The organism is Pseudomonas sp. CP-1, from assembly GCF_021213715.1.
Taxonomy (GTDB): Bacteria; Pseudomonadota; Gammaproteobacteria; order Pseudomonadales; family Pseudomonadaceae; genus Pseudomonas; species Pseudomonas aeruginosa.
On the sequence record NZ_JAJQKY010000002.1, the window covers coordinates 608,262 to 623,518 of the forward strand.

At 69.5% G+C, this 15,257-nt stretch carries 16 protein-coding genes; 12 read left to right on the forward strand and 4 right to left on the reverse strand.

Annotated elements, in window-relative coordinates; all coding sequences use genetic code 11:
• The first annotated feature begins 7 nt into the window (after nt 1-7).
• Nucleotides 8-1,120 (forward strand): dihydrolipoamide acetyltransferase family protein, encoded by a 1,113-nt coding sequence (locus tag LT948_RS06660; protein ID WP_009313643.1) that lies wholly within the window; start codon nt 8-10, stop codon nt 1,118-1,120.
• On the opposite strand, the gene LT948_RS06665 is transcribed toward LT948_RS06660, so the two are convergent.
• The 3 genes from LT948_RS06665 to LT948_RS06675 form a co-directional block, all read right to left on the reverse strand.
• Nucleotides 1,121-1,519 (reverse strand): DUF2809 domain-containing protein, encoded by a 399-nt coding sequence (locus tag LT948_RS06665; RefSeq protein ID WP_003107529.1) that lies wholly within the window; start codon nt 1,517-1,519, stop codon nt 1,121-1,123.
• A gap of 93 nt (nt 1,520-1,612) precedes the next feature.
• A complete protein-coding gene (locus LT948_RS06670; protein ID WP_003130212.1) occupies nt 1,613-2,197 on the reverse strand; it encodes a hypothetical protein in 585 nt (194 codons plus the stop codon).
• 35 nt (nt 2,198-2,232) lie between these two features.
• On the reverse strand, nt 2,233-2,499 hold the full coding sequence (locus LT948_RS06675; protein WP_003091854.1) for a YebG family protein: 267 nt from the start codon (nt 2,497-2,499) through the stop codon (nt 2,233-2,235).
• Nucleotides 2,500-2,708: 209 nt separating this feature from the next.
• Here LT948_RS06675 and LT948_RS06680 point away from each other — a divergent pair, with 209 nt between their 5' ends.
• From LT948_RS06680 to LT948_RS06720, 9 genes are all read left to right on the forward strand, one after another.
• Entirely contained in the window at nt 2,709-2,978 is a 270-nt protein-coding gene (locus LT948_RS06680) for a DUF2790 domain-containing protein (RefSeq protein ID WP_003091850.1), read from the forward strand.
• 119 nt (nt 2,979-3,097) lie between these two features.
• Complete coding sequence (locus LT948_RS06685) at nt 3,098-3,316, forward strand: hypothetical protein (RefSeq protein ID WP_003112066.1); 219 nt, start codon at nt 3,098-3,100, stop codon at nt 3,314-3,316.
• A gap of 76 nt (nt 3,317-3,392) precedes the next feature.
• A complete protein-coding gene (locus tag LT948_RS06690; RefSeq protein ID WP_003107536.1) occupies nt 3,393-3,908 on the forward strand; it encodes an RNA polymerase sigma factor in 516 nt (171 codons plus the stop codon).
• A 64-nt stretch (nt 3,909-3,972) separates the two neighbouring features.
• Nucleotides 3,973-4,959 (forward strand): FecR family protein, encoded by a 987-nt coding sequence (locus tag LT948_RS06695; protein WP_023091120.1) that lies wholly within the window; start codon nt 3,973-3,975, stop codon nt 4,957-4,959.
• Nucleotides 4,960-5,169: 210 nt separating this feature from the next.
• On the forward strand, nt 5,170-7,845 hold the full coding sequence (gene hasR, locus LT948_RS06700; RefSeq protein WP_003130234.1) for a heme uptake receptor HasR: 2,676 nt from the start codon (nt 5,170-5,172) through the stop codon (nt 7,843-7,845).
• Nucleotides 7,846-7,930: 85 nt separating this feature from the next.
• On the forward strand, nt 7,931-8,548 hold the full coding sequence (gene hasA, locus LT948_RS06705) for a heme acquisition protein HasA (RefSeq protein WP_003115011.1): 618 nt from the start codon (nt 7,931-7,933) through the stop codon (nt 8,546-8,548).
• Nucleotides 8,549-8,765: 217 nt separating this feature from the next.
• On the forward strand, nt 8,766-10,556 hold the full coding sequence (locus LT948_RS06710) for a type I secretion system permease/ATPase (RefSeq protein ID WP_009877543.1): 1,791 nt from the start codon (nt 8,766-8,768) through the stop codon (nt 10,554-10,556).
• A complete protein-coding gene (locus LT948_RS06715) occupies nt 10,553-11,878 on the forward strand; it encodes an HlyD family type I secretion periplasmic adaptor subunit (protein WP_073656908.1) in 1,326 nt (441 codons plus the stop codon). The genes LT948_RS06710 and LT948_RS06715 overlap by 4 nt, the downstream gene beginning before the upstream one ends.
• A complete protein-coding gene (locus tag LT948_RS06720; RefSeq protein ID WP_034016861.1) occupies nt 11,875-13,230 on the forward strand; it encodes a TolC family outer membrane protein in 1,356 nt (451 codons plus the stop codon). The genes LT948_RS06715 and LT948_RS06720 overlap by 4 nt, the downstream gene beginning before the upstream one ends.
• Here LT948_RS06720 and LT948_RS06725 read toward each other — a convergent pair.
• The gene (locus LT948_RS06725) at nt 13,223-13,510 is read right to left on the reverse strand and encodes a DUF3509 domain-containing protein (RefSeq protein ID WP_218816307.1); all 288 of its coding nucleotides are present in this window, start codon (nt 13,508-13,510) and stop codon (nt 13,223-13,225) included. The genes LT948_RS06720 and LT948_RS06725 overlap by 8 nt on opposite strands.
• Before the next feature lie 174 nt (nt 13,511-13,684).
• On the opposite strand from LT948_RS06725, the gene LT948_RS06730 reads away from it, so the two are divergent.
• Nucleotides 13,685-14,170 (forward strand): phosphate-starvation-inducible protein PsiE, encoded by a 486-nt coding sequence (locus LT948_RS06730; protein ID WP_003091838.1) that lies wholly within the window; start codon nt 13,685-13,687, stop codon nt 14,168-14,170.
• Between the two features lie 112 nt (nt 14,171-14,282).
• Complete coding sequence (locus tag LT948_RS06735; protein WP_003091837.1) at nt 14,283-15,254, forward strand: HlyD family secretion protein; 972 nt, start codon at nt 14,283-14,285, stop codon at nt 15,252-15,254.
• Nucleotides 15,255-15,257: the final 3 nt, after the last annotated feature.

Below are 15,257 nucleotides of genomic sequence, written 5' to 3' on the forward strand. Positions count from 1 at the left end.
GACGACCATGAAGCACTTCAAGCTGCCCGACCTGGGCGAGGGCCTGCAGGAAGCGGAAATCGTCGAATGGCACGTCAAGGCCGGCGACAGCGTGCGCGCCGACCAGCGCCTGGTCTCGGTGGAAACCGCCAAGGCGCTGGTGGACATCCCCGCGCCCTACGACGGGGTGGTGGGCAAGCTGTTCGGCGCCGAGGGCGACATCCTCCACGTCGGCGAACCGCTGGTGGGCTTCGAGGGCGAGGAGGCGGACGCCGGTACCGTGGTGGGGCGCCTGGAGGGCGGCGGTAGCGCCCTGGAGGACCGTTTCTTCATCGGCGCCGCACCATCCACCCGCGAGCACCTGGCACCGCGCGCGACCCCGGCGGTGCGCCAGTTCGCCCGCCAGCAGGGCGTCGAGCTGGCCGGCCTGAGCGGCTCCGGCCCGGATGGCCTGATCACCCGCGGCGACGTCGAGGCCGCCGCCCAGGGCGCCCGCGAACGCTTCGGCGGCGAGCGCTTGCGCGGGGTACGGCGGAGCATGGCGCTGAACATGGCGCGCTCGCATGCCGAGGTGGTGCCGGTGACGATCTACGGCGACGCCGACCTGCATCGGTGGAAGACCGCACGCGACCCGTTGATCCGCCTGGCCCAGGCGCTGGCCGAGGCCTGTCGCGCCGAGCCGACCCTCAACGCCTGGTTCGATGGCGCCTCGTTGTCGCTGAAACTGCATGAGCGGCTCGACCTGGGGATCGCCGTGGACACCCCGGACGGCCTGTTCGTGCCGGTGCTGCGCGACGTCGGTGCGCGTTCGGCGGAGGACCTGCGCGCCGGTATGCGGCGCCTGCGCGAAGACGTCCAGGCACGCTCGATCCCGCCGGCGGAAATGCTCGGCGCGACCCTGACCCTATCCAACTTCGGCACCCTGTTCGGCCGCTACGCCAACCCCGTGGTGGTGCCGCCGCAGGTGGCCATCCTCGGCGCCGGCGGCATCCGCGACGAAGTAGTGGCCTGGCGCGGCGAGATGGCGATCCACCCGATCCTGCCGCTCTCGCTGACCTTCGATCACCGCGCCGCCACCGGTGGCGAGGCGGCGCGTTTCCTCAAGGTACTGGTGAACGCCCTGGAGCAGCCCGACGGCTGATCAGCGCCGGCGCTCCAGCCACCATGCCAGCAGCGCGCCGAGGGCATAGGCGAGCAGGTCGAAGCCGTCGGCGGTGCTGCCGAGAACGATGCGCAGCACGGGGCTGGAGAATTGCCAATGCAGTTGCGCCGCCAGGTACTGGCCCAGTTCCAGCAGCGCGCCGACGGCAAAGGCGGCGGATGCCAGCCAGGCGGCCGGCGCCCTGAGCGCGCTGCCCATCAGGTAGTAGAGCCAGACCACCGCCAGCAGGTCGCCGCCGAAGCTGCGTATCCAGCCCCAATGCCGGCCCAGGGTGGCGAGCAGGACCAGCAGGCCGAACAGCAGCAGTGCCAGCAGCAGGCTGCGCCGGTCCAGGCGCCAGCGTCGGGAGCGGACGGGGGAGGCGGGGAGAGCGGGCATGGGGCCTTCCTGGTCGATGGGGCTGCCGGGCGTTGTACGGCAAGCGCCGGTTTCCGGCAAGCCGGGCGCGGGTCGGACAAGCGCCGCGCGGACTCAGCGGCGTCGCAGGCTGGCGAGCAACTGCTCGATGAAGGCGTCGCTGCCGGAGCTGTCGAGGTAGTGCACCTGGGGACCGTCGAGCAGGTAGAGCGCGTGGTAGGGCTTGCCGGCCTGGCTGCCGCGCAGGCGATAGACCTCGGTGCCGGCCACGCGGTAGCGGCTGACGCTGGCGCGCCGGTCGCACAGGCCGAGGGCCTGGCGCTGCGCCTGGAGACGCTCGCGCTCGGCGTCGGGCAGGCCGTCCAGCGGCAGGGCTCCGAAGAGCAGGCGAACCTGTCGCGGAAGGTCGAGCCGTTCGCCCTCGTCCGCGCCCATCTCGTTGCCTTCGAGCAGGCGGTGGGCGAGGTAATGACCCTCGGCGTAGCGGGCGATCAGCAGGTCGCCGCTGTGCAGCAGGGTGGCGGGGGCCCGTTGCAGGTCGAGTTGCAGTCTGCCGGTGCCGCCCAGGGCCAGGACCTGCGCGGCGCCGGCAGAGGCTGCCGGTGTCTCGGCGTCCGTGGCCCGGAACGGGCAGGCGAGGGCAGGGGCGCCGGTGAGGCCGAGGAGGACGCACAGCAGGCCGGCAAGTTGTCGCGGCATGTTTCGGCTCCTTGCGCTTTGCTTGCAGCGGCGGCTCATTCGTCCGCGGCGTTTTCCTCGAACAGTTCGTTGAGGGCGTCCGGCTGGTTCTTGAAGGCGCGGGCGAAGGCGTCGCGGTTCTTCGCCATGAAGATGCCGAGTTCTTCCACCTGTTCCTCCTTCAGCGACGGCACCGCCTTCTGCAGCACCTCGGCCAGCGTTTCCGCCAGCTCCAGCATCTTGTCGTAACGATCGGCTTCAGCCTTGTCCATGAACAAACGCTCCTGATCCCGGCTGCTGCGGTACACCACTTCGACGGCCATTCATCACCTCTGTGCCTTCTGAGTCGCAAGGTTGCTTTGACTGGTTATCCATACAGTATATGGCGTCTTGCCGTCCGTGGATAGCGCCAGGATTGCTGGCGCATTGCCGGGGCGGTCGTCGTCTGACAGAAATGTCACGCCGGGCTCATGAGCCTGACAGTCTCCGCAGCGTAGTTTCAGGCTGAACGTTCTACCAAGGAGACATCCTCATGAGAGTGATCCCGTTGGCACTTGTCGCGCTGCTCGGCCTGGCGCCGCTGGCCCAGGCGCAGCAGCAGCCCTACGGACCCAACCCGGACTCGAAATCGCTCCGCCAGCATTACGTGGAAGGGCGCCTGGACATCGCCCGGGTGATCTACAAGACCGACCTGTGGAGCGCCTGTGGGATCGTCCCGGCGCGCCTGGTCTACGAGGACTCGCAGGGCGAGCGGCATACCGTCGAGTACAAGGCCTGGGGCAGCGGTTGCAGCGGCAATTGAGCGAACCCGGCGCGGCACGGGCCGCGCCGGGTTTTCCTCGGCTCCCGCGCTTCTGCTAAGGTTGCGCGCCTGCCGCCCGTTGCGCGGCGCATACCTTCCGCCCCGCAAGGATGCCCGGCATGCAAGACCTCGGTTTCGCCCTCCTGCTCATCGGCTATGTCTGGTCCGTGGCCAGCGGCGGCCGCCGTTCGATCCCCTGCGCATTGCTCTGCCTGCTGCTGTTTCCGCTGGCGCAACTGGCCTTCGCCATCAACGACGCGCCGATGCGCCCGCCGCTGGCGCTGGCGGCCTTTGGCGCGGGCCTGGCCTACCTCGGCGGCGGCTCGGTGTTCGGCTGAGCCCGGCATCTCACAATAATACGATTGAAAATCATTATCATAAAAAATATGCTGCTGCCCTTCTGAAAGGACGTGGGTGGATGCGCCGTTGGCGGAGCAGGATCTCAAGGCACTGTTTCTCAGGCATGCCCGGCAGTTGCAGTCGTATCTGTTGCGCAAGACCCGCGATCCGCACCTGGCGGCGGACCTGGCGCAGGAAAGCTTCCTGCGCCTGGCCGAGCAGCGGCACAAGGAGCCGATCGAGCATGTCGACGCCTATCTCTACCGCACCGCGCACAACCTCACCATCGACCATTACCGGCAGGAACGGCGGCGCCGCACCGAGACCCGCCCCAACGACGACCTCGCCGGGTTCGTCGCCGACCAGCCCGGCCCCGAGGAGTCCGCGGTGGATGCCGATGCGCTTGCCCGCCTGCGCGAGATAGTCGCCGAACTGCCGCCGCGCACCCGTGAGATCTTCCGTCTCAACCGTCTGGAGGGGCTGACCCATGCCGAGGTGGCGAGACGCCTGGAAATCTCCGATAGCTCGGTGCAGAAGCACCTGGCCCGCGCCCTGGCCCATGTGATGCAGGCACTCGAGGATTCCCGCTGAATGGATTACCGAGTCTTGCCGGTTCGCGCGTCTGAACCTCTATAACGACCAACGAGAGCCGCACGTGAACAGCCCCCAGGAACAACAGCAGATCCGCCAGCAGGCCGCCGAATGGGCGATCCGCCTGGACGGCGGCGACCTCGACCGGTCCCGGCGCGAAGCGCTGGACGGCTGGCTGGCGGCCGACCCCCGGCACCCGGCCGCGCTGGCGCTGGCGCAACGGACCTGGAAACAGCTGGGATCGCTGGCCGAACCGCGGACGATGGTTCAGACGCCGGTCGCCAGCGCGCCGCGCCGCGCCGGGGGGCGGCGCAAGGGCTGGCGCGGCTGGGCCGCGGCGGCGGCGGTGCTGCTGGCCCTGGGCAGCGCCTGGAACGAACGCGACGCCGGCGTGAGCTGGCTGGCCGACCACGCCACCGGCAAGGGCGAGGTGCGCATCCTGCGGCTGGTGGATGGCAGCGAGGTCGAACTGGACGCACAGAGCGCCATCGATGTCGCCTACGACAGCCGCGAGCGACGGGTGCGCCTGCTCGAAGGCAGCGCGATCTTCCGCGCCGCCCCACGCGCGGGCCGGGAGACCCGGCCCTTCGTGGTGGAAAGCGCCGGCGGCAGCACTCGCGCGCTGGGCACTCGGTTCCTGGTCAGCCGCAACGACGACGGCAGCGTCCAGGTCGGGGTGCTCGAACACCGCGTCGCGGTGGCCCTGGCGCATCCGCGCACGGGGACCGTCGGACGCCGCGAGCTGGGCGAGGGCGAGAGCCTGCGCTACAGCGCGGAGGGCGGCGTCGAGGCGCCGCTGGGCGGTCGCCTCGACGACCTGACCAGTTGGCGGCGCGGCCTGCTGGTCTTCGACGAGCAGCCGCTGGGCGAGGTGGTGGCGCGCCTCAATCGCTACCGGCCGGGGCATTTGCTGGTGGCTCCCGGTGCGTTGGCGCAGCGGCGGGTCAGCGGGGTATTCCGGGTCGCCGACCTGGAAGCCTCGTTACAGTCGATCAGCGATGAGCTGGGGGTGCGCAGCCTGAGCCTGGCGGGAGTGACGCTGCTGTACTGAGCGGCGTGATCGCTTCCGAGAGCCTCGACCACGGGCCGGGCAGTCGTCCCGTGCGCTTGTTCCGGCAGGGGCCGGGAAGCGCATTTTCGAGCCGTGGATCCCGCCGGCGAAAAATTTTCTCGATTTCCGTTACTGACTTTCCCTGCCTCCATCGTTCTCTTAACGAGACTGATTCTTATTACACAAAAACGATGGAGTGTAGGCGCTGTCATGAAACATCGTGGATGGAGTGCCGTGCGAGGCGGTCGCAAGGGGGCGCAACTGGCCCTGGGGCTGGGCCTGGTCCTGCTGGGAACGGCCGCGCTACCGCTGCATGCGCAAGACGGGGCGGACTCGGCGAGCCAGCAGCAGACCGCGTTGCGCCGGGTCCGGCTGGACATCCCGGCACAACCGCTGAACCGCGCCCTGCTGCGATTCGCCGAGCAGGCCGGGGTCCAGGTGTTCTTCGACAGCCAGCGTTTCGCCGGTCTCGGCAGCGCAGCGGTGCACGGCGAATATGTGCTGGCCGACGGCCTGAGCCAGATGCTCCAGGGCAGCCCGGTGGAATACCGCTTCTCCGGCAAGGACCAATTGAGCCTGATCCGCGTCAGCCAGGACGACCTGGTGCAGATGTCGCCCTCGGTGATCTCCGCCGCGCGTCCGGACGACTGGGTCTACCAGACGCCGCATTCGGTCAGCGTGATCGGCCGCGAGCAGATCGAGCGCAACCCGCCGCGGCATGCCGCCGACATGCTCGAGGAAACCCCCGGGGTGTACTCCTCGGTGAGCCAGCAGGATCCCGGCCTGTCGGTGAACATCCGTGGCATCCAGGACTACGGGCGGGTCAACATGTCGGTCGACGGCATGCGCCAGAACTACCAGCAGAGCGGCCACCAGCAGCGCAACGGGACGCTCTACGTCGATCCCGAGCTGCTCAGCGAGGTGGTCATCGACAAGGGCGCCAGCTCGGCCATGGGCGGCGCCGGGGTGATCGGCGGGATCGCCAACTTCCGCACCCTGGAGGCCCGCGACCTGGTCAAGCCGGGCAAGCAGGTCGGTGGCCGGGTGCGCCTCACCAGCGGCCTGGGCGGCGACGCCAACGGCACCCACTTCATCGGCAGCGCGGCCTTCGCCATCGGCACCGAGGCCTGGGACATGCTGGTCGCCGCCAGCGAGCGCCACCTGGGCGACTACGACCCGGGGACCAAGGGCAGCATCGGTGAGCTGCGCACCGGCGCCTGGTTCAATCCCGAGGCCGGGCAGCGGGTCAAGCATTCGCCGGTGGCCTACTCCGGCTACGTGATGCGCTCGCGACTGGCCAAGCTTGGCGTCGCCCTGCCGCAGGACCAGCGCCTGCAGTTCAGCTACCTGACCACCCAGGTGTCCTACGACGACGCCAACATGCTCAACACCGAGAACCAGGCGCTCTGGGAAAAGCTCGGCAGCAGCGACGTGCGTGCGCAGAACTTCGCCATCGACTACGGCTACGCGCCGGACAACCCGCTGGTGGACTTCAAGGCCAAGCTCTACTACGTCGACAACCGCAACCGCCAGCAGACCCTGCAACGCGGTATCACCCCCGGCTACTCGATCACCTACCAGACCGACACCTACGGCGCGCAGGCGCAGAACACCTCGACCTTCGCTCTCGACGAGCTCTCCACGCTGCGCGCCAACTATGGCCTGGAGTTCTTCTACGACAAGGTGCGGCCGGACTCCAGCCAGCCGCGGGCGAGCACCTCGGCGGTCGACTTCCCCGCGGCCGAAGGCATGACCCCCAAGGGCGATCGCGCCCTCGGCAGCCTGTTCGCCCGTCTCGACTACGACTACGACGACTGGCTCAACCTCAACGCCGGGCTGCGTTACGACCGCTACCGCCTGCGCGGCGACACCGGCTTCAACGCGCGCACCTTCATCCTTGGCACTACCCGGCAGACCGACATGCCGCTGCAATACGCCGTCGACCGCGAGGAGGGGCGCTTCTCGCCGACCTTCGGCCTGTCGGTCAAGCCCGGTGTCGACTGGTTGCAGCTGTTCGCCACCTACGGCAAGGGCTGGCGCCCGCCGGCGGTGACCGAGAGCCTGATCACCGGCCGCCCCCACGGCGGCGGCGCGGAAAACATGTACCCCAACCCGTTCCTCAGTCCGGAGCGCTCGAAGGCCTGGGAAGTCGGCTTCAACGTGCTGAAGGAGAACCTCTGGTTCAGCGACGACCGCCTGGGCCTGAAGGTCGCCTACTTCGACACCCGGGTCGACGACTTCATCTTCATGGGCATGGGCATGCAGCCGCCGGGCTACGGCATGGCCGGGATCGGCAACAGCGCCTACGTCAACAACCTCGACAGCACGCGCTTCCGTGGCGTCGAGTACCAGCTCGACTACGATGCCGGGCTGGCCTACGGGCAGCTCTCCTACACGCACATGATCGGCAGCAACGACTTCTGTTCGAAGACCGCCTGGCTCGGCGGCGTCACCCAGACGGTGAAGGGCAGCGGTCGCCGCCCGCCGGTGATCGACATGCGGCCGGACGAGCAGGCCAACGCCGCCACCCATTGCAGCGCGGTGCTCGGCTCCGCCGAACACATGCCGATGGACCGCGGCTCGCTGACCCTGGGCATGCGCTTCTTCGACCGCAGGCTGGACGTCGGCGCCCGTGCCCGCTACAGCGAAGGCTACTCGGTGGCTGGCGGCGCCACGGTGTCGCAGGCCGGCGTGTACCCGGCGGACTGGAAGGAATACACCGTCTACGACCTGTACGGCAGCTACCGGGTGAGCGATGAACTGACCCTGCGCCTGGCCATGGAGAACGTCACCGACCGCGCCTACCTGGTGCCGCTGGGCGACGTGCTGGCCTTCACCCTCGGTCGCGGGCGGACCCTGCAAGGCACCCTCGAATACCAGTTCTGACCCCCGTTTTGCCCAGTGAAGGGCAAAACCGGAGCGGGCATCCGTGCGCTCCGGCATTCACCACTCGTTGAATTGGAGTTTTGGCATGAGCATTTCGATTTCCTACAGCACCACCTACAGCGGCTGGACCGTAGCGGATTACCTGGCGGACTGGTCGGCCTACTTCGGCGACGTCAACCATCGTCCGGGCCAGGTGGTGGACGGCAGCAATACCGGCGGCTTCAACCCCGGTCCGTTCGACGGCAGCCAGTACGCGCTGAAGAGCACCGCCAGCGACGCGGCCTTCATCGCCGGCGGCGACCTCCACTACACCCTGTTCAGCAACCCCAGCCACACCCTGTGGGGCAAGCTGGACAGCATCGCCCTCGGCGACACCCTGACCGGCGGCGCCTCCAGCGGTGGCTACGCCCTGGACAGCCAGGAGGTGAGCTTCAGCAACCTGGGCCTGGATTCGCCGATCGCCCAGGGCCGCGACGGCACCGTGCACAAGGTGGTCTACGGCCTGATGAGCGGCGACAGCAGCGCCCTGCAGGGGCAGATCGACGCGCTGCTGAAAGCGGTCGACCCGAGCCTGTCGATCAACTCCACCTTCGACCAGTTGGCCGCGGCCGGCGTCGCCCATGCCACCCCGGCTGCGGCAGCGGCGGAGGTCGGCGTGGTCGGCGTACAGGAACTGCCGCACGACCTGGCCCTGGCGGCCTGAGCAACTGTCCACGATAGCGTTCGTGGACTGCTTGCGCTAAAGGCCGGAGAGGAGTTGGCGCTCCTCTCCGGCGCACGAACCGCCGTCGTTGCACCTCGCACCCGTGGCGACGGCGGCCCCCGGATTGTTCCTCCGCCGGCCGTGCCCGGCAAGCGGAGACTGCCGCAATGTCCTCCGGGCCCGCTCGCGGCCCGGACACCCACAGGACCCGACTCCGATGAAGCTCCGGCCGGCCTCGCCGCGCAATGAAATCCTCGCCACCCTCGGCCGCTTCCGCCCGGCGCTGCGCAGCGTCGCGCTGTTCACCGCGGTGATCAACCTGCTGATGCTGGCGCCGTCGCTGTACATGCTGCAGGTCTACGACCGGGTGCTCGGCTCCGGCAACCACATGACCCTGCTGATGCTGACCCTCATGGTGCTCGGCCTCTACCTGCTGCTCGGCGCCCTGGAGTGGGTGCGCAGCCTGGTGGTGATCCGCCTCGGCGGCCAGCTCGACATGCAACTCAACCAGCGCATCTACGACGCCTCGTTCCGCGCCAGCCTGGAGCGCGGCGAGCAGGCCGCCGGGCAGGCGCTGAACGACCTGACCAGCCTGCGCCAGTTCCTCACCGGCAACGCCCTGTTCGCCTTCTTCGACGCGCCCTGGTTCCCGCTCTACCTGCTGGTGATCTTCCTCTTCAGCCCCTGGCTCGGCCTGCTCGCCCTGGTTGGGGCGCTGTTGCTGGTGCTGCTCGCCTGGGTCAACGAAAGCCGCTCGCGCGAACCGCTGGCCGAGGCCGGGCAACTGTCGATCCTCGCCACCCAGCAGGCCTCGGCCAACCTGCGCCAGGCGGAAACCCTGGCGGCAATGGGCATGTTGCCGGCCATGCGTGCGCGCTGGTTCGCCCAGCACCAGGCCTTCCTTGCCCGGCAGAACCTCGGCAGCGAGCGCAGTGCGGCGATCGGCGCGACCTCCAAGGGCGTACGCCTGGCCTTGCAGTCGCTGGTGCTCGGCCTCGGCGCCTGGCTGGCGGTGGAAGGCCTGATCACCCCGGGGATGATGATCGCCGGCTCGATCCTGATGGGCCGCGTGCTCAGCCCCATCGACCAGTTGATCGCGGTCTGGCGCCAGTGGAGCGGCGCGCGGCAGGCCTACCAGCGGCTGGCGCGGCTGCTCGAGGAGAATCCGCCGGCTGCCCTGGGCATGCCGCTGCCGGCGCCGCGCGGCGCGTTGCGCGTCGAGCGGCTCTGCGCGGCCGCGCCGGGACGCGAGCAGGCATTGTTGCAGGACCTCGGTTTCGCCCTGGAGCCTGGCGAAGCGCTCGGCGTGATCGGGCCGTCCGGTTCCGGCAAGTCGACCCTGGCGCGTTTGCTGGTGGGCGCCTGGCAGCCGCTGTCCGGCGCGGTGCGCCTGGACGGCGCCGACCTGCGGCAGTGGAGCGCGGCGGCACTGGGGCCGCACATCGGCTACCTGGCCCAGGACGTGCAACTGTTCGCCGGTAGCATCGCCGAGAACATCGCGCGCTTCGCCGAGGTGGATGCCGAGAAGGTGGTGGCGGCGGCGCGCCTGGCCGGCGTGCACGACCTGGTGCTGCGCCTGCCGCAGGGCTACGACACGCGCCTTGGCGACGGCGGCGCCGGACTCTCCGGCGGCCAGCGCCAGCGCATCGGCCTGGCCCGCGCGCTGTACGGGCGACCGGCGCTGATCGTGCTCGACGAACCCAATGCCAGCCTCGACGAGGCGGGTGAGGCGGCCCTGGCCGAGGCCATCGCGGCGATGCGCCGGCACGGCAGCAGCCTGGTGCTGGTCACCCACAAGCCGGCGGTGCTGGCGCTGACCGACAAGCTGTTGTTGCTGCATGGCGGACGCCTGCAGCGTTTCGGCGCGACCGCCGAGGTGCTTGCCAGCGCCTCGCCGCCGGCCGCTGCGGCCCCGGCGCCGACACGGCCGACGCCGGCGTTCGGTTTCGGCTACCGGCCGGGACCGGGGATGCCGGTCGGCGGTGTGCCGGGAGGAGCGGCGCGATGAGCGGCCAGGCGCGGTTGCGCGAAGTCGGCGGCGCGGCGCTGGAACTGGACGAGAAGCGTTTTTCCCGGCTCGGCTGGGGGCTGGTGCTGCTCGGCTTCGTCGGCTTTCTCCTGTGGGCCGGGTTGGCCCCGCTGGACAAGGGTGTCGGGGTCTCCGGCACGGTGATGGTGGCCGGTAGCCGCAAGGCCGTGCAGCACCCTACCGGTGGCCTGGTCAGGCACATCCGCGTGCACGAAGGCGAGCGGGTGGAGGCAGGACAGGTGCTGCTGGAGATGGACGCTACCCAGGCCCGGGCCCAGGCCGATGGCCTGTTCGCCCAGTACCTGGCGGCGCTGGCGAGTCTGGCGCGGCTGAGCGCCGAGCGCGATGAAAAGGCGCGGATCGAGTTTCCCGCCGAGCTGCTGGCGCTGGACGACCCGCGCCTGCCGACCCTGCTGGAACAGCAGCGGCAGTTGCACGACAGCCGTCGGCGGGCGCTGCGCCTGGAACTCGATGGTCTCACCGAGACGGTCGCCGGCAGCCAGGCGCAACTGGACGGCCTGCAAGCCGCGCTGCGCAGCAAGGAGCAGCAGCGCGCCGCCCTCGAGGAACAGTTGCGCGGCCTGCGCCAACTGGCCAGCGAGGGCTACGTGCCGCGCAACCGCCTGCTCGACAGCGAGCGCCTGCTGGCCCAGGTCAACGGCGAGATCGCCGGCGACCTCGGCAGCCTCGGCAGTACCCGCCGGCAGATCCTCGAACTGCGCCTGCGCATGGCCCAGCGGCGGGAGAAGTTCCAGGAAGAGGTGCGCGCCAGCCTGGCCGACGCCCAGGTGCGCGCCGAGGAGTTGCGCAACCGCCTGGCCAGCGCGCGCTTCGACCTGGCCAACAGCGAGGTACGGGCGCCGGTCGCCGGCCTGGTGGTCGGCCAGGAAGTGTTCACCGAGGGCGGCGTGATCGCGCCCGGCCAGCAACTGATGGAAATCCTCCCGGAGCGCCAGCCGCTGCTGGTGGACGCTCGGCTGCCGGTGGAGATGGTCGACAAGGTCCGCGTCGGCCTGCCGGTGGAGCTGATGTTCAGCGCCTTCAACCAGAGCACTACGCCGAGGGTGGAGGGCGAAGTGACCCTGGTCTCGGCCGACCGCCTGCTGGACGAGCGCAGCGAGGCGCCGTACTACCGGGTGCGCATCCGCGTAGGGGAGGAGGGCGTACGTCGCCTGGCCGGCCTGGAGATCCGCCCGGGGATGCCGGTGGAGGCCTTCGTTCGCAGCGGCGAGCGCTCGCTGTTGAACTACCTGTTCAAGCCGCTGGCCGACCGTACGCACCTGGCGCTGGGGGAAGAATGAATCGCCTGCGAGCCTGCCTGCTGTCCTCCGTGCTGCTTTCGGCCTCTTCGGCCCAGGCGCTGGGCCTGCTGGACGCCTACCAACTGGCGGTGCGCCACGACCCGACCTTCCAGGCGGCGCTCCACGAGCGCCGCGCTGGCAGCGAAAACCGCGCCATCGGCCGTGCCGGCCTGCTGCCGAGCCTGCGCTACGACTACAACAAGGCGCGCAACGACTCCACCGTCAGCCAGGGCGACGCCCGCGTCGAGCGCGACTATCGCAGCTACGCCTCGACCCTCAGCCTGGAGCAGCCGCTGTTCGACTACGAGGCCTACGCGCGCTACCGCCAGGGCGAAGCCCAGGCGCTGTTCGCCGACGAACAGTTCCGCGGGCGCAGCCAGGAACTGGCGGTGCGCCTGTTCGCCGCCTACAGCGAAACCCTGTTCGCCCGCGAGCAGGTGGTCCTGGCCGAGGCCCAGCGGCGCGCCCTGGAAACCCAGCTGGCGTTCAACCAGCGTGCCTTCGAGGAAGGCGAGGGCACCCGCACCGACCTGCTGGAGACCCGCGCCCGGCTGAGCCTGACCCGCGCCGAGGAGATCGCCGCCGGCGATCGTGCGGCGGCGGCGCGGCGTACGCTGGAAGCGATGCTCGGGCAGGCACTGGAGGATCGCGAACTGGCCGCGCCCATCGAGCGTTTCCCGGCGTTGCGCCTGCAACCGGCGACCTTCGAGGGCTGGCGCCAGGTGGCCCTGCAACGCAGCGCCGAGCTGGGCGCCCAGCGCCATGCGCTGGAGGCGGCGGCCTACGAGGTGGAGCGCAATCGTGCCGGCCACCTGCCCAGGCTCAGCCTCTACGCCAGCAGCAGCAAGACGCACTCGGCTTCGGAAAGCACCTACGAGCAGAAATACGACACCGACAGTGTCGGCCTGCGTCTCAGCCTGCCGCTGTTCGAGGGCGGGCGGGTGTCGGCGGCGACCCGCCAGGCCGGCGACAAGTACGCCCAGGCCCAGGCCGAGCTGGATGCCCAGGTGGCCAGTGTGATCAATGACCTGCACAGCCAGTTCGACCTGACCGCCAGCAGCCTGGCCAAGGTGCGTGCCTATGAGATGGCGGTGGCGGCGGCGCGCGAACAGGTGACGGCGACGCGGCGCAGCGTCGCCGGCGGGGAGCGGGTCAATCGCGACGTGCTGGACGCCGAACAGCAGTTCTACGGCGCCCGCCGCGACCTGGCGGAAGCGCGCTACGCCTACCTCAACGCCTGGCTGCGCCTGCGCCAGCTGGCGGGGGTGCTGGAAGACCGCGACCTGGCGGTGCTGGCCGCCTATTTCGGCGCCGGCGAAGGACGCGCGCAGGTCGCCGCTGCCATCAGATAGCTATCGGCCAGCGTGCCTCGCCTTGGGTCATCTCCTGCAACAGTTGCGGCGCGCTGGTGCCGTTTTCGATGGCGATGCCGAAGCGGATGCTCTCGATCATCCGCTGCAACTGTTCCAGGTCATGCAGTTGCGCCGGTCGGATCAGGCGCTTGGCGGCGACCCCGCGTTCGTTGGAGAGGGTGAGGACGATGCTGCCGTCCGGCCGCTCCAGGCTGAGGTTGACCCGGTACTCGGCCTGGAAGGCCTCGGTGAGGAGCTGGAAAGGGCTGCTGTCGGTCATGGCGGACCACCTGAATGCTGTCGTGCTGGTTGGGACTGGGTGCCGCCCGGAAAGTTCTTTGTCACCGCCGGGCTGTACCCTGCGCCGACGTGCGGACGTCTATCTGCGCACGTGCCTTGGCCTGGGCCTTGCACGCTTCGGGCCAGGTGGCCGTCGTCTTTGTCGGGAGAAGCTATGAAACAGAATTGGGCCGAGCGCCTGCGCGCAAGCATGCACCACCAGGCGGAGAGTCTCGGCAACCTGCTGGTGGAGGCGTTCCACTACCTGGCCCTGTTCGCCATCGGCGCCACGGTGTTCTGGGCGGCGGGCGCGGCCTTCCTGGGGATGGTGAACAAGGGGCATGCGTCGATCGATGACATCCTCCTGCTGTTCATCTACCTCGAGCTGGGCGCGATGGTCGGTATCTACTTCAAGACCAACCACATGCCGGTACGCTTCCTGATCTACGTGGCGATGACCGCGCTGACCCGCCTGATGATCGCCGACATCCAGCACAACCATACGCCGGACGATGGCATCATCCTGGTCTCGGTGGCGTTGCTGCTGCTGGCGCTGGCGATCCTGGTGGTGCGCTTCGCCTCGGCGCGCTTCCCTTCGGCGAAGTCCGACGGCGCCGCCGCGCGGCGGGTGGCGAGCGAGGACGCCGAAGGGGAAGCCTGATTCGTCGCCGCGCCGGAGCCGGTCTCCGGCGCGCTTCCGCCCGGCGCGCCGGCCAGCGCAACGGCCTGGCAATGTACTACCATCGCCCGGTCGTGTTCAGGAAGCCTGCCCCATGAAGGGATGGAAACTCTTTACCCCGTTGCTGATCCTCGCGATCGTCGCCATCACCCTCTACCTGCGCCTGCACAATCCGCCCCTGCTGTTGCAGGGCGAGGCGGACGCCACCAACGTCATCGTTTCCTCCAAGGCCAAGGGCCGGGTCCAGGTGCTGCACGTGCGGCGCGGCGACGAGGTGAAGCAGGGCGACCTGCTGATCAGCCTCGACAGCCCCGAGCTGGAAGCCCAGCTCGATGCCTTGCACGCGGCGCGCAACCAGGCCCAGGCGCAGCTCGACGAGTCGCTCCACGGTACCCGCGAGGAGAGCATCCGCGCGCTCAAGGCCAGCCTGGCACAGGCCGAGGCCGAGTTGCGCAACGCCGAGTCGGATTTCCAGCGCAACCAGCAGATGGTCGAGCGCGGCTTCCTCTCGCGGACCCAGTTCGACCTCTCGCGGCGTGAGCGCGATGTCGCCCGCGACCGCGTCGCCGAGGCGCGGGCCAATCTCGACGAAGGCCTCAAGGGCGACCGCGAGGAGCGCCGCCAGGCGTTGCAGGCCGCGGTGCGCCGGGCCGACGCGCAGATCGCCGAGCTACAGGCCCAGATCGACGACCTGCAGGTGCGCGCGCCGGTCAACGGCGAGGTCGGGCCGATCCCCGCCGAACAGGGCGAACTGATCAACGCCTACAGTCCGCTGCTGACGCTGGTGCGGCTGGACGACAGCTACTTCGTCTTCAACCTGCGCGAGGACATCCTGGCCAAGGTGCGCAAGGGCGACCGCATCGTCATGCAAGTGCCCGGCCTGGGCGGCGCCGAGGTCGAGACCGAGCTGCGCTACATCGCCCCGCTGGGCGATTTCTCGACCAGGCGCGCGACCCGCGCCACCGGCGATTTCGACCTGAAGACCTTCGAGACCCGCTTCTACCCGTTGCAGCCGACACCCGGCCTGCGCCCGGGCATGAGCGCGCTGTGGCGCTGGACGAACTGAGCG